Raw genomic sequence first — 12,051 nt, forward strand, 5'->3', positions numbered from 1 at the left:
GGGCGTGCCCGCGTACGCGGGTGTGCCGCTGCGGGACGCCGAGGGCGCGGACGTGCGGTTCGTCGACGCCCGTACGGCGTCGGCGCGCTGCTGGAGCGAGGTCGGCGCGTCCGACGGGACCGTGGTCGTCTCGACGACCCTCGATTCCGTGGGAGCGGCCGCGGGCGAGCTCGTCGCCGCCGGGCGCAAGCCCGACACCCCGCTGACCGTGACCGTCGCCGGTACGACCACCCGCCAGCGCACCTGGTGCGCGACGCTCGGCACCATCGCGCAGACGCTCAAGCAGGCCAAGGTGCTGCCCTCGCCCGAGGGCGGACGGCCGGTGATAGCCGTGGTCGGTGAGCGTTCCTCCGCCGCCCAGCGCGAGCAGCTCTCGTGGTTCGAGTCCAAGCCGCTGTTCGGCTGGAAGGTTCTCGTGCCGCGCACGAAGGAGCAGGCGGCGTCGCTCTCCGACCAGCTGCGGTCCTACGGGGCCGTACCGCACGAGGTGCCGACGATCGCCGTCGAGCCGCCGCGCACGCCCCAGCAGATGGAGCGGGCGGTCAAGGGGCTAGTGACGGGCCGCTACGAGTGGATCGCCTTCACGTCGGTGAACGCGGTCAAGGCCGTACGGGAGAAGTTCGAGGAGTACGGGCTCGACGCCCGCGCCTTCGCCGGGATCAAGGTCGCGGCCGTGGGCGAGCAGACCGCGAAGGCGCTGGTGGCCTTCGGCGTGAAGCCGGACCTGGTGCCGAGCGGTGAGCAGTCCGCCGCGGGGCTGCTGGAGGACTGGCCGCCGTACGACCCGGTCTTCGACCCGATCGACCGGGTGTTCCTGCCGCGGGCCGACATCGCCACGGAGACGCTGGTCGCCGGGCTGATCGAGCTGGGCTGGGAGGTGGACGACGTCACGGCCTACCGGACCGTACGGGCGTCGCCGCCGCCGGCCGACACGCGTGAGGCGATCAAGGGCGGCGGTTTCGACGCGGTGCTCTTCACGTCGTCCTCGACCGTGCGCAACCTGGTGGGCATCGCCGGGAAGCCGCACAACGTGACCGTGATCGCCTGTATCGGCCCCGCCACGGCCAAGACGGCCGAGGAGCACGGGCTGCGGGTCGACGTCATGTCGCCCGAGCCGTCCGTGCACAAGCTGGCCGAGGCGCTGGCGGAGTTCGGGCTGCGCCGGCGGGCCTCCGCGGTGGAGGCAGGGGACCCCGTCACCCGGCCCAGCGAGCGGCGGCCCGGGTCCCGGCGGAGGCGGTCGACGACCTGAGCCGCGGGCAGCGGTGAGGCCGTGAGGGGCATGGGGCGCACTCGTCGAGTGCGCCCCGCCTGCGTCCGGTGACCGGCCGCGGTTCGCCTCGCCCGCGTCCGGCCGCGGTCGGTTTCGTTCTGCCTCAGTCGGGTGCCCCGGCCCGGTCGAGTGCCCTCGTCCAGATCCGGGTGGCCTGCCGCAGGCGGCTCCTGTCGGCCTCCGGGAGCGAGTTCGCGTACTGCTTCCGCAGGGACAGGACGACCGAGGGGATGCGCAGCCGCGCGGCGCACGTGCCGTCGGCCACCGCCACGCCGATCTCGCGGCGCCGGAGGCTCTGCGTCGCCCCCTGTTCCTGGTACTCCGCCTTCAGCCGCTCGGCCGCCTCGTCGGGCGTCCGGTACCGGTGCCCCTTCCCGGCCATGCACGTCCGCCAGTCCCGCATGGCCGCGGTGTACTTCGCGTCCGCCGTCACGACGTCCGTGAGGGAGCTGTTGAGGTTCTGGGGCAGATAGGTCGCCGCGGCCCAGTCGTCCAGTTCACCGAACAGCCTTTTGCGGCTCTCGGCCTCGCAGCCCGCTTCCGAGAAGGTGATCGTCCTTTCCCGGCCGAACCGCATGGCGCGGAGATCGGTTTTCCCGCCGCGCAGGGCGCGCATGTACGCCGCCGCCTTTTCTGTCGACAACCGGGCGACGTATTGATCGTTCGTCAGGGATTTCCCGCGTTTCCCGCGTTTCCCGCTTTCCGGAGAGGCGGACAAGGTGGGGGAGGCGGCAGGTTTTCCGGTGGTGTACTGGCGATGGAGTCCGTATCCCTCGGTGCGCCGCTCCTCCAGGTTCAATTGGCGTTCCTCGGGGGAGCCGGAGGGCGGGACGAACGCGTCGACCTCGTAGCGGAAACCCCGCTCCGTCATGCACGCCGCGATGAGCCTCGTCTCCGCGTGGTGGAGCACGGCGTCGTCCCGGGGGTGGTTCCCGGACCGGGTGAGCAGGTCGAGTTCCGCCGCGGTGAGGCCGGACGCGGCGGCGTCCCTGCTCGCGTCCCTGTTCGCATCCCCGTCCCCGTCCCCGGATGACGTGCAGGCCGTCAGCGTGAGCGCGAACGCCGCGGCACCGCAGGAGAGCACGCTCGTCCTGAAGATCCGGCCGTGTGCTGTGACGCCGTGTGCCATGAGGGTGCCCCCACTGCTCCTTCGTGTCCTTCGTGTCCTTCGCGTCCTTCGTGGACGTGCCGCGGGTGTGTGGCGCGCGGCGGTGTCCGCCGGTCGCCCGGTGGACACCGCCGGGCCCGGTCAGCCGTAGGGGTTCGGGCCGCTGCAGGTGGACGTGGTGGTGTTGCTGGGGGAGATCCAGCTGTTGGACGAGAAGGCGTTGTTGTGCGAGGAGGCCAGCTGGGTCTCACCGGTGCCCCGGTACAGGCTGTAGAAGCCTCCGCCGTAGTTCTTGTTGGTCCAGGTGACGGAGTTGCAGTTGACGCCGTTGTTGTAGATCGAGGAGGCGCAGTTGTCCCAGTTCCCGTTGGGGCAGGCGCTGTTGCTGAAGATCGACCAGTCCGGGTTCCTGCCGGACAGCTGACCCGGTCCGGCGCCCGTGTAGTTCTGGCCGTTCCAGAAGCAGAGGCTGCCCGAGTTGCAGCCGGCCGGCGCCGCGGCCGTCTTCACGCTGGTGGGCATCGCGGCCGCCGACGTGCCGTCGGAGCCGCCCGCCGGACTGGCCGCGGACGTACCGGTCATGCCTCCCACGGCCAGCACGGCTCCCGCCGCCACCGCCCATACCCGTCTCATAATCTTCCCTTTCGGTCCGGGGTGTTTCGGCCATTCGCTTTTCCGCTGGCCGATTTACGCGCTTGACCGATGCGCATATGCCTTTGATCAGGCATGTGCACACGGATGCCATGAGCTTTCCGTTCCAGCATTGCCCAGAGGGTCACGCTGGGCAATGATGTATCACCTGGGTGAAAAAGCCGGTGTCATCGGGGGGAGGGGAATGCTCCGCATCCATTTCACAGACGCCGATTTGGCCCGTACGCGATGTGCCGGATCACCGAATGCGCTGTGGGAGATCACCGCGAGCCTGCACCGTTTCCAGACGCGAAAAGGACGCTGGGCTTACGCGGAGTGGCACAGGGCGACCCGCGTCCGGCTGGAGGAGAAAGGGCTCGGCCGCGTACTGCGCGAGATCCTGCTGCCCGTCTTTCCGAGGGCGTCCTACTTTCCCGACTTCCTGACCCCGCCCGAGTCCAGGGAGGGGCTCGACGCCGGTCTGGAGGCCGTCCTCGCGACCCCGCCGCGCCAGGTCCTGGCGGAGGTGGCGCAGCTGGACCGCCTCGTGGGCGCCCCCGCCTGGGCCCCGCGGCTCGCGGAGCGGGAGACCCGGGAGGAACTCGTGCGGGCGATCCGCGCCTACCACGACGCCGCCATCGCCCCCTACGAGGAACAGATGCAGGCCCGCCTGGAGGCCGAACGGGCGATGCGGTGCCGGGCCCTCCTCGACGGCGGCGTCGAGGGGATGCTGACGGGGCTCGGACCCACCATGCACCGGCGCCGGTCCGTCCTCCACGTCGACTTCCCGTCCAGCGACCGGGACCTGCACCTGAACGGCCGCGGGCTGACGCTCGTCCCGTCGTACTTCTGCTGGCACACCCCGACCACCCTCGCCGACCCGCGGCTGCCGCCCGTCCTGGTCTACCCGTTGCACCACGAGGCCCCGGCCCCGCGGCCGGACTCGCCGGGTCCGCCGGGAAGGTGGGGCGAGCGACTCTCCGACAGCTCGGCCGGCCCGGCCGGCTCCCCGGCGAGCCTGACCGGGCTGCTAGGCCGCGCCCGGGCCGGTGTGCTGTGCGCGGCGGCCGTCGGAGCCACGAACGCCGAGATCGCACGGGCGGTCGGCATCTCCGCCCCGTCCGCCAGCAGATACGCCACGGCCCTGCGCTCGGCGGGGCTGATCACCAGCAACCGCTGCGGGGCGACCGTCCTCCACACGCTCACCCCCACCGGGGCCGCCGTACTGCGGGCGGGCAGGCGGGCGGCGGAGTCCGGGAGGGGACGGCCCCCGGGGCGGGAAGGGTGACGGTTCCTCGGACGGGACCCGCAACGCCACCCCCGACGAGATCGCCGACTTCGTCCTCTTCGCCGCCTCCGACCAGGCCCGCTTCGCCACCGGCGCCGAGCTGGTCGCCGACGGCGGCTTCACCCTCGGCGCCCTCGCCTGACCGGCGTCGGCCGTCCGGCCCGGCGGCCGGCGTCACCCGGGGAATAGATGTCGATCGTGGAAAGTTGCCCGCGCATGACGACGGAAAGTATCGACAGTGCGTCCGCCTCCTTGCTCGATGCCGCTCGTACGGCGGCGAAGCAGCTGGCGGTCGAAGCCGCCGAGACCGAGCGGGACCGGCGGATCACCGGCGTGAGTGCCGCCGCCGCCCGGGCCGCGGGCGCGTTCGCCTTAGGAGTGCGCCGTTCTGACGGAGGAGTGGAGGCCGACCTCAGCACGAGGGTCCGGTTCCTGGCCGAGCTCGGACGGGGCTGTCCGTCGACGGCCTGGGTCGCGGCCACGACCTACGAAGCGAAGCGGTTGTTGCAGATCGGCACGTCGCACGAGGCGTACGCGGACGCGTTCCGCGATGTCGACAGCGTGGTGTGCTCGTCCGCCCGGCCCGGGACGGCCGTGCGCGAGCCCGGCGGGCTGCGCATTTCCGGCCGGTGGTCGTACGCCTCGGGATGTGAACTGGCCGAGTGGGCGATGCTTTCCGTGCGACTGCCCGGGGAGGGTGACCGCCCGCCGCAGCCGGCCGCGGTGTTCGCCCGCACCCGGGATCTGACCGTCGACCGGGACTGGCACATGGCGGGGCTGGGCGGCACCGGAAGCCACACCCTCGTCGGCGACGACGTGTGGATCCCCGATTCCCATCTGCTCGACCTGCCCCGGATCGCCGCCGCGCTGTCCAACATCGCGATCGCGGTCGGGCTGTTCGCCCCCCTGTGGGGCGCCGCGCGCGGCGCCCTCGACGTCGTGGTCGACGTCTTCGCCAAGCGGACGTCGCCGAACCCCGCCCACCCCACCCTGGCCGACTCGCCCGGCGCCCGGAGGAACCTCGCCGTCGCCGCGCACAGGATCGACACCGCTGAACGGCGCATGCTCGGGATCGCCGCCGCCGTCGACGCCACGCAGCCCGGCGAGGTGCTTGCGGCCGAAGAGCGCGCACGGCTCCGCATGGATCTGATCGCCGCCGTGCGGGAGTGCCGCAGCGCCCTGGAGGACCTGCTGGACCTGCACGGCTCCACCGGCCTGGACAGCTCCAACCCCTTGCAGCGGTACTGGCGGGACTTCGCGGTGGGGACGCGGCACGTCCAGTTCACCTCCCACGTCGTCGAAGAGGACTACGGCGTGCTTCTGCTCGGCGTCGACGAAGCACCTTCCGGGATGCTCTGAGGCTCCCGAAATCGCCTCGCAGGTGAGGCTCCTCCGGCCCGCGCTGTGACATAGGGGATGTCAATGCAGAGTATGCACTCACATTATTTGCCTCTATGTCCGGCCGGTCCTACCGTGGTGCACGTCCAGCGCGGCCACCAAGGCCGGAACGCCGCCGCCGATCTCGGCGCGCGCCGTCGGACATCTCTCTTCAGACATCTCTCTCAGACGTCTTTCTTTTCGAGGAGCACACCATGGATTTCGAGGGCAAGAGCGTCCTGGTCACGGGTGCGGGGGCGCGAGGAGGCATCGGCGCCGCGACGGCGCACGCGTTCGCACGCGACGGAGCGTCGGTGGTGATCACCGGCCGCAACGTCGAGCGCGGGGCCCAGGTGGTGGACGACATCATCGCCGCCGGAGGAAAGGCCCGGTTCGTCCTCGCCGACCTCAGCGATCTCGCCGACGTCGAGCGGTTGGCCGAGGAGGCGGGTGAGATCGACGTACTGGTCAACAACGCGGCGAGCTACCGGGCCAGCATCAAGCCGGCCCTCGACCAGGACAGAGAGGCGAACGCGGAGACGTGGGACACCAACGTGCACGCCACCTTCGTCCTCAGCACACGACTGGTCCGGGGGATGATCCAGCGGGGCGGCGGCAACATCATCAACGTCAGCAGCATCGCCGCCGCGATCGCCATGCCGCACATGGCCACGTACGGAGCGCAGAAGGCGGCCGTCGAATCCTTCACCCGCAGCTGGGCCGCGGAGTGGGGCCAGTACGGCATACGCGTCAACGCGGTGGCCCCCGGGAACGTGACCAGCGACAACGTGGTGGACTTCATCGGCGCCGACCAGTTCTCCAGCTGGTCCGAGGTCAATCCGCTCAAGCGCAACGCCACGCCCGAGGAACTCGCCGAGGTCATCACGTTCGTGGCGAGCGAGCGCGCGGGCTTCGTCACCGGCCAGGTGATCGTGGCCGACGGCGGCCGCCTCGCCGTCTGAACGACCCGGCGACCACCGTCACGGCGGAGGTCTGTTCCTGCGTCCCGCTCGCGTTCAGCGGCCGACCGCGTGCGGGAGGAAGGCCGTCCAGGTGGCGGGGGTGAGGGTGAGGTGAGGCCCCTCGGGACTCTTGGAGTCGCGGATGAGGATGTGGGCGGCGGTGGGCATGGCGACCTCGACGCAGGAGGGGCCGTCGTCCGAGCTGTAGCTGCTCTTTATCCACTCCAGCTCGGAACCGGCTTCGCCAGAGGGCTGGTATGTCATGACTCTCCCAGTACTTTCTCGATGAAGGCCGACGACTCCTGCGGCGGATGAAGGCCGACGACTCCTGCGGCGTGAGAGCCTGCGCCCGGATGGTTCCATAACGCATGTCGAGGACCGTGGTCTCCTTCGGGTCCGTGATCACGCGGTCGGCGAGCTGCACTTCGTACAGGCCGACAGTGGTCCCGTTGCCGAGTTTGAGCAGCCGGAAGGGGCCACCCAGACCCGAGTTCTCCTCTCGGCTCAGAGGCAGGATCTGCAGATCGACGTTGCGCAACCGAGCGGCTTGCAACAGTCGTTCGAGTTGCGCGCGCATCACCATCTTGCCCCCGATCAGGCGGCGCAATGTCGCCTCGCACAGCACGAAGCTCATGCCGGGCAGGGTGTGCACAATCTTTTGCCGGGACAGGCGGGCGGCGATCCGTCGCTCCAACTCGTCCTCCGCGAAGGTCGGCCGCCGGGAGCCGAAGACGGCCCGCGCGTACTCCTCCGTCTGGAGAAGGCCGTCCACGACGGAGTTGTTGTACGAGCAGATCTCCACCGCCTCCGCCTCCAGGCGCTTCACGTCCCGCACCTTCTTCGGGTACCGGACCTCCGCCACGTTCTCCTTGAGCGCCGCGATCCTGCCGCCCGCCGTCAGGGCCTCGTCCGCGCGGTCCAGGTACTCGGGACGGGGGATGCGCCGTCCCCGTTCCACCGAGGAGACCAGTTCCTCCCCGTACCCGATGGCCTCCCCGAACTCGGCCTGGGGGAGACCGGCCGCCTCGCGCCACAGCTTCAGCTGCCGTACCACCGTCCGCATCACGGCTCCGGCCTCGTCGTCCTCCGCTTCCGGGTCCCAGCCGTTCACGTCCGCCGTCCTCCCCTGCTCCCGCCGAGCCCTTCCCGGTCCAACGCGCCCGCCCGCGGCCGGACATGCCGTACCGCCCGGACGGAACCGGACGGCGCGCGGACATCCAGCGGTCGCACGGGCTGCCGTACTTCACAGATTACGCACGGGTGAACACGCTGGGTGATGTGAATCAGCAGACAACCCCGCTCGTCCCCCCGATCCCGCCGCACCGCTTCACCGTGCCGCTCTCCGCCACACGCCGGGGCGCCCGTCTCGCCCGGGTGCTCGCGGCCGAGCAGCTGTGCGTGTGGGGTCTCCCGCCGGACCCGGCCCGGCTCGTCGTGGCCGAACTCGCCGCGAACGCCGTCCTGCACGGCCAGGTCCCCGGCCGGAGTTTCCGCCTGACCCTCCTCCTCATGCGGTCCGGCACGCTGCGTGTCGAGGTCGCCGACCTGTCCGGTGACCGGCTGCCCGCACGGTCCGCGGCGGCGGACGCCGCGCTCGCCGAGTCGGGGTACGGCCTGCTGCTCGTCGAGGAGTCGGCGGACCGCTGGGGGGTGCGGACCGGACCGGGACCGGGCAAGGCCGTGTGGGCGGAGATCGACTACCCGGGGCACGCCGCGGGGGCCCGCCCGGAGGCCGACCGCGCGTCGGCAAACGCACCGGTGGGGCGGGCGTAGCGTTGGTGGTATGACTTCGTACGGATCCTTTCCCGGTGCGCGGCCGCGGCGGTTGCGGACCAGTCCCGTGATGCGGCGCATGGTGGCCGAGACCCGGCTGCACCCCGCCGACTTCATCCTTCCGGCCTTCGTGCGCGAAGGGGTGTCCGAGCCGGTGCCGATCGAGGCCATGCCGGGGGTCGTGCAGCACACGCGGGACAGCCTGAAGAAGGCCGCCGCGGAGGCCGTGGCCGCCGGGATCTCGGGGATCATGCTCTTCGGCGTGCCGGAGGACGCCAAGAAGGACGCGGTGGGGACGGCCGGGACCGACCCGGACGGAATCCTGCAGGTGGCCCTGCGGGACGTACGGGCCGAGGTCGGGGACGAGCTGCTCGTGATGTCCGACCTGTGCCTGGACGAGACCACCGACCACGGGCACTGCGGCGTGCTGGACGCGCAGGGGCGGGTCGACAACGACGCCACCCTGGAGCGGTACGCCGAGATGGCCCAGGTCCAGGCCGACGCGGGAGCCCATGTGGTCGGCCCCAGCGGGATGATGGACGGCCAGATCGGGGTCGTCCGCGACGCCCTCGACCAGATCGGGCGCGAGGACGTGGCGGTGCTGGCCTACACCGCCAAGTACTCGTCCGCCTTCTACGGGCCCTTCCGGGAGGCCGTCGGCTCCTCCCTGAAGGGCGACCGCAAGACGTACCAGCAGGACCCGGCGAACGCGCGGGAGTCGCTGCGGGAACTGGCGCTCGACCTGGAGGAGGGCGCCGACATGGTGATGGTCAAGCCCGCCGGCCCCTACCTCGACATCCTGGCGCGCGTCGCGGACGCGGCCGACGTGCCGGTGGCCGCGTACCAGATCTCCGGCGAGTACTCGATGATCGAGGCCGCCGCCGAGAAGGGCTGGATCGACCGCGACAAGGCGATCCTGGAGACGCTGACCGGCATCAAGCGGGCCGGCGCGCGGAACATCCTCACGTACTGGGCCGTCGAGGTGGCGCAGAAGCTGCGGTGACCCGGCGTGCTCGGGACGGGTCGTTCCGGGGCGTGCCGTGCCGTGCCGTGCCGTGCCGTGCCGTCAGACTTTCAGCAGGTCCACCAGGCGGGAGAAGCCGTCGTCCGCGTGGCCCCCGGCGACCGCCCGGTCGAACAACTCCCGCAGCGGGTCGAAGAGTTCGGTGCGTACGCCCTGGTCGGCGAAGGCGGTCAGGATGTTCGGGAACGCCGCCTGGTTGACGGCCAGGCTGGACACGTCGGTCAGGTGGCGGCCCGTGTCGACCGCCTCGGCCGTGTGCGGCACCAGGCTCGCCGTCATGGCGTTCAGCCAGTCGGAGAGCAGCGGGGCCAGTTCGCGGGCCTCGACGCCCTGGGAGCGGATCAGGGCGTAGGACTGGACCACGCCCATCACCGTGCCGTACATGCCCGTCAGCAGGGCCAGGTCGTAGAGGGCGGCCAAGCCCGGGTCCTCGCCCGTCCAGCGGGTGCCGCCCAGGGCTTCGAGGACCGGACGGTGGGTCTCGTACGCCTGCCGGTCGCCGCTGTAGAGGACGTACGCGGCCGGGGTGCCGATCATCTGCGGTACGGCCATGATGCCGCCGTCGACGTACCGGATGCCGTGCTCCTCGGCCCAGGCCGCGAACTTCCTCGCCTGCTCGGGCGTCCCGTTGGTGACGTTCACCAGGGTGCGGCCCGCCAACTCGGCGGTGTGCGGCCGGAGGAGGGCGGTGACGTCGTCGTACGTCGTCACGCAGACGAGGACGAGCGGGCTCGCCGCGACGGCCCGGGCCGGGGTGTCGGCCGGGGTCGCGCCCTGGGCGGTCAGGGGTTCCGTCCTGGACCGGGTGCGGTTCCAGACCGTGGTGGGGTGACCGGCCCTCAGGAGGGCGGTCGCGAGTGCCGTGCCCATGAGGCCCAGGCCCAGGACGGTGACAGGGGTGTGTGACGAGTTGAGGGATGCCATGACGACCATGCTGGTCGGCGTCTCAACTCGTCACAAGTACCCACTATTTGGTCAGATGCTTACCTCGTGGTGAGCGAGGGCCGACCGGTGTCACCAGGTGAGGGCGTCGGCACTCGTCGCCTGCCAGTAGGTGACGTAGATCGAGTCGTCCACGTACACGCCCTCCGCGGGGAGCGACGGGCTGACGGGCGTGTCCGAGTCGGTGTTGAGGTAGACCTCCAGGGACTCGGCCGTGTAGCCGTTGGAGCCGCTGCCGTCCGCCGCCGAGAGGCCGACGCCCGCGTAGCCCGACTCGCCCGGGTCCAGGGTGACCACGGCCTGCGGCTTGGACTCCTCGACGACCGGCGGCACGGACTGGGCCTCGCCGAACCGGACGACCGGGTAGTTGGGTACGTGGCAGAGCTTCGAGCCGGTGTTGGTGACGGTGAGGAGCAGGTGGTTGAGGGGGCGGTTGACCGGGGTGGCGGTCACCTGGATGTCGGTGCAGGGGGTGAGGGCGGAGGAGCCCTTGCCTGTCTTGGCGGTCTTGTCGGTCCTGGCCGCCACGGCTTCGGCCCGGCCCGTGCCCGTGTTTGCGTCCGTGCCCGTGTTTGCGTCCGTGTTCGTGTCCGTGTCCGTGGACGTTCCCTTGTTCCCCTGCGACGAGGGCGCCACGGACGAGGAGCCGGCCGGCGCGCCCTCGTCACGGACGCCGTCCGCGTTGCTGCACGCGGTCAGGGACAGCGTGGCGACCGTGAGCGCGGCGGCGGCGAGCAGACGGGTACGGGTGGTGCGTGCGGACATGAGTGATCCCCCTGGTGCGGTACGGATGGTGACGCGGACCGCTCGACCGGATACCGGGAGCGGCGTGCTTGGATGGCCCAAGCTTGTGCGGTGGTCCGTCCCGGGCGCCACATCCGGCGGCAATTCCGGGACGCTGGAATGGCTGTAACGGCTTTGACCTGGGGGAACGACCTACCCCTGGAATGCGGATCCGGGACGCGGAGAGAGGGAGAGCGGTGGCGGGGGACGAGTTCACCGAGCTGTTGGGGCAGCTGAAGGAGCGGTCCGGGCTCAGTTACGGGGTGCTTGCGAAGAGGCTGCACACGAGTGCGTCCACGCTGCACCGGTACGTCAACGGGGAGGCCGTGCCGACGGACTACGCGCCCGTGGAGCGGTTCGCGCGGATGTGCAGGGCGACGCCCGGGGAACTGGTGGAGCTGCACCGGCGGTGGATCCTGGCGGACGCACGACGCAAGCAGCGGCCGACGGGGGGTGGTTCCGGGACCGGCCTGGGGGCCGGTCCCGGAACCGGGCTCGGGACCGGTTCCGGGGGCGGTTTTGAGCCCGGCTCCGGCACCGGTCCCGGCTCCGGCGCCGGGTCCGTGTCCGGCTCCGGCGCCGGGTCCGTGTCCGACTCCAGGTCCGAGTCCGGCTCCGGGACCGAGCCCAAGAACGGGTCCGGGACCGGGACTGGGTCCGGGGCAGGTCCCGAGACCGAGTCCGGGGTTGAGTCCGGGGCAGGCCCCAGGACCGGGTCCGGGGCCGAGACCAGGCCCGTGGCCGGTGTTGGGGCCGCGGCTGCGGCTGGGAGCGGGGACGGGGCTTCGCCCGGGAGCGAGATACCGGCCGCCGGGCCGGCAGCTCCGGCTCCGGCTCCGGCGCCGGAGGGTGCTCCGGCAGCTTCAGGTCCGACCCCGGCGGGCGGTCCCG

At 71.4% G+C, this 12,051-nt stretch carries 12 protein-coding genes and 2 pseudogenes; 8 read left to right on the plus strand and 6 right to left on the minus strand.

Features of this window, described 5'->3' with window-relative positions; translation table 11 throughout:
* A partial coding sequence (locus HO151_RS02935) for a uroporphyrinogen-III synthase (RefSeq protein ID WP_173894555.1) occupies positions 1–1,252 on the plus strand: 1,252 nt, incomplete at its 5' end.
* A 124-nt stretch (positions 1,253–1,376) separates the two neighbouring features.
* Here the strand turns inward: HO151_RS02935 and HO151_RS02940 are convergent.
* Positions 1,377–2,402 carry a hypothetical protein gene (locus HO151_RS02940; protein WP_173894556.1) on the minus strand — a complete coding sequence of 342 codons (1,026 nt, stop codon included), beginning with the start codon at positions 2,400–2,402 and terminating at the stop codon, positions 1,377–1,379.
* A gap of 120 nt (positions 2,403–2,522) precedes the next feature.
* Complete coding sequence (locus tag HO151_RS02945; RefSeq protein WP_173894557.1) at positions 2,523–3,014, minus strand: peptidase inhibitor family I36 protein; 492 nt, start codon at positions 3,012–3,014, stop codon at positions 2,523–2,525.
* A 202-nt stretch (positions 3,015–3,216) separates the two neighbouring features.
* On the opposite strand from HO151_RS02945, the gene HO151_RS02950 reads away from it, so the two are divergent.
* From HO151_RS02950 to HO151_RS02965, 4 genes and pseudogenes are all read left to right on the plus strand, one after another.
* The gene (locus HO151_RS02950) at positions 3,217–4,299 is read left to right on the plus strand and encodes a helix-turn-helix transcriptional regulator (RefSeq protein WP_173894558.1); all 1,083 of its coding nucleotides are present in this window, start codon (positions 3,217–3,219) and stop codon (positions 4,297–4,299) included.
* 28 nt (positions 4,300–4,327) lie between these two features.
* Positions 4,328–4,441: pseudogene (locus tag HO151_RS02955) on the plus strand (SDR family oxidoreductase); the annotation flags it as partial.
* Between the two features lie 74 nt (positions 4,442–4,515).
* On the plus strand, positions 4,516–5,658 hold the full coding sequence (locus HO151_RS02960; RefSeq protein WP_173894559.1) for an acyl-CoA dehydrogenase family protein: 1,143 nt from the start codon (positions 4,516–4,518) through the stop codon (positions 5,656–5,658).
* A gap of 233 nt (positions 5,659–5,891) precedes the next feature.
* Complete coding sequence (locus HO151_RS02965) at positions 5,892–6,638, plus strand: SDR family NAD(P)-dependent oxidoreductase (protein ID WP_173894560.1); 747 nt, start codon at positions 5,892–5,894, stop codon at positions 6,636–6,638.
* A 54-nt stretch (positions 6,639–6,692) separates the two neighbouring features.
* Here HO151_RS02965 and HO151_RS02970 read toward each other — a convergent pair whose 3' ends face one another.
* A complete protein-coding gene (locus HO151_RS02970) occupies positions 6,693–7,001 on the minus strand; it encodes a DUF397 domain-containing protein (protein ID WP_368039399.1) in 309 nt (102 codons plus the stop codon).
* Positions 6,943–7,701: pseudogene (locus HO151_RS02975) on the minus strand (helix-turn-helix transcriptional regulator); the annotation flags it as partial. The gene HO151_RS02970 and the pseudogene HO151_RS02975, both read right to left, overlap by 59 nt.
* Before the next feature lie 113 nt (positions 7,702–7,814).
* Here HO151_RS02975 and HO151_RS02980 point away from each other — a divergent pair.
* Positions 7,815–8,411 (plus strand): ATP-binding protein, encoded by a 597-nt coding sequence (locus tag HO151_RS02980; RefSeq protein WP_368039397.1) that lies wholly within the window; start codon positions 7,815–7,817, stop codon positions 8,409–8,411.
* Positions 8,412–8,421: 10 nt separating this feature from the next.
* A complete protein-coding gene (gene hemB / locus HO151_RS02985) occupies positions 8,422–9,414 on the plus strand; it encodes a porphobilinogen synthase (protein ID WP_173894561.1) in 993 nt (330 codons plus the stop codon).
* Between the two features lie 63 nt (positions 9,415–9,477).
* On the opposite strand, the gene HO151_RS02990 is transcribed toward hemB, so the two are convergent.
* The gene (locus HO151_RS02990; protein WP_368039398.1) at positions 9,478–10,368 is read right to left on the minus strand and encodes an NAD(P)-dependent oxidoreductase; all 891 of its coding nucleotides are present in this window, start codon (positions 10,366–10,368) and stop codon (positions 9,478–9,480) included.
* Positions 10,369–10,449: 81 nt separating this feature from the next.
* Positions 10,450–11,142, minus strand: coding sequence for a DUF4232 domain-containing protein (locus HO151_RS02995; RefSeq protein ID WP_173894563.1), 693 nt, complete (start codon positions 11,140–11,142; stop codon positions 10,450–10,452).
* Between the two features lie 215 nt (positions 11,143–11,357).
* Between HO151_RS02995 and HO151_RS07570 the strand changes: the two genes are divergently transcribed.
* The coding region (locus tag HO151_RS07570) for a helix-turn-helix transcriptional regulator (protein WP_173894564.1) at positions 11,358–12,051 on the plus strand (694 nt) is incomplete at its 3' end.

It is taken from the genome of Streptomyces sp. 8P21H-1 (assembly GCF_013302945.1).

Bases quoted from the DNA above. Each gene is read 5' to 3' on its own strand.
- HO151_RS02995 (WP_173894563.1), bottom strand. From the start codon at position 11,142: ATGTCCGCACGCACCACCCGTACCCGTCTGCTCGCCGCCGCCGCGCTC.
- HO151_RS02990 (WP_368039398.1), bottom strand. From the start codon at position 10,368: ATGGTCGTCATGGCATCCCTCAACTCGTCACACACCCCTGTCACCGTC.
- HO151_RS02950 (WP_173894558.1), top strand. From the start codon at position 3,217: ATGCTCCGCATCCATTTCACAGACGCCGATTTGGCCCGTACGCGATGT.
- HO151_RS02965 (WP_173894560.1), top strand. From the start codon at position 5,892: ATGGATTTCGAGGGCAAGAGCGTCCTGGTCACGGGTGCGGGGGCGCGA.
- HO151_RS02970 (WP_368039399.1), bottom strand. From the start codon at position 7,001: ATGGAACCATCCGGGCGCAGGCTCTCACGCCGCAGGAGTCGTCGGCCT.
- HO151_RS02960 (WP_173894559.1), top strand. From the start codon at position 4,516: ATGACGACGGAAAGTATCGACAGTGCGTCCGCCTCCTTGCTCGATGCC.
- HO151_RS02940 (WP_173894556.1), bottom strand. From the start codon at position 2,402: ATGGCACACGGCGTCACAGCACACGGCCGGATCTTCAGGACGAGCGTG.
- HO151_RS02980 (WP_368039397.1), top strand. From the start codon at position 7,815: ATGCCGTACCGCCCGGACGGAACCGGACGGCGCGCGGACATCCAGCGG.
- HO151_RS02945 (WP_173894557.1), bottom strand. From the start codon at position 3,014: ATGAGACGGGTATGGGCGGTGGCGGCGGGAGCCGTGCTGGCCGTGGGA.
- hemB (WP_173894561.1), top strand. From the start codon at position 8,422: ATGACTTCGTACGGATCCTTTCCCGGTGCGCGGCCGCGGCGGTTGCGG.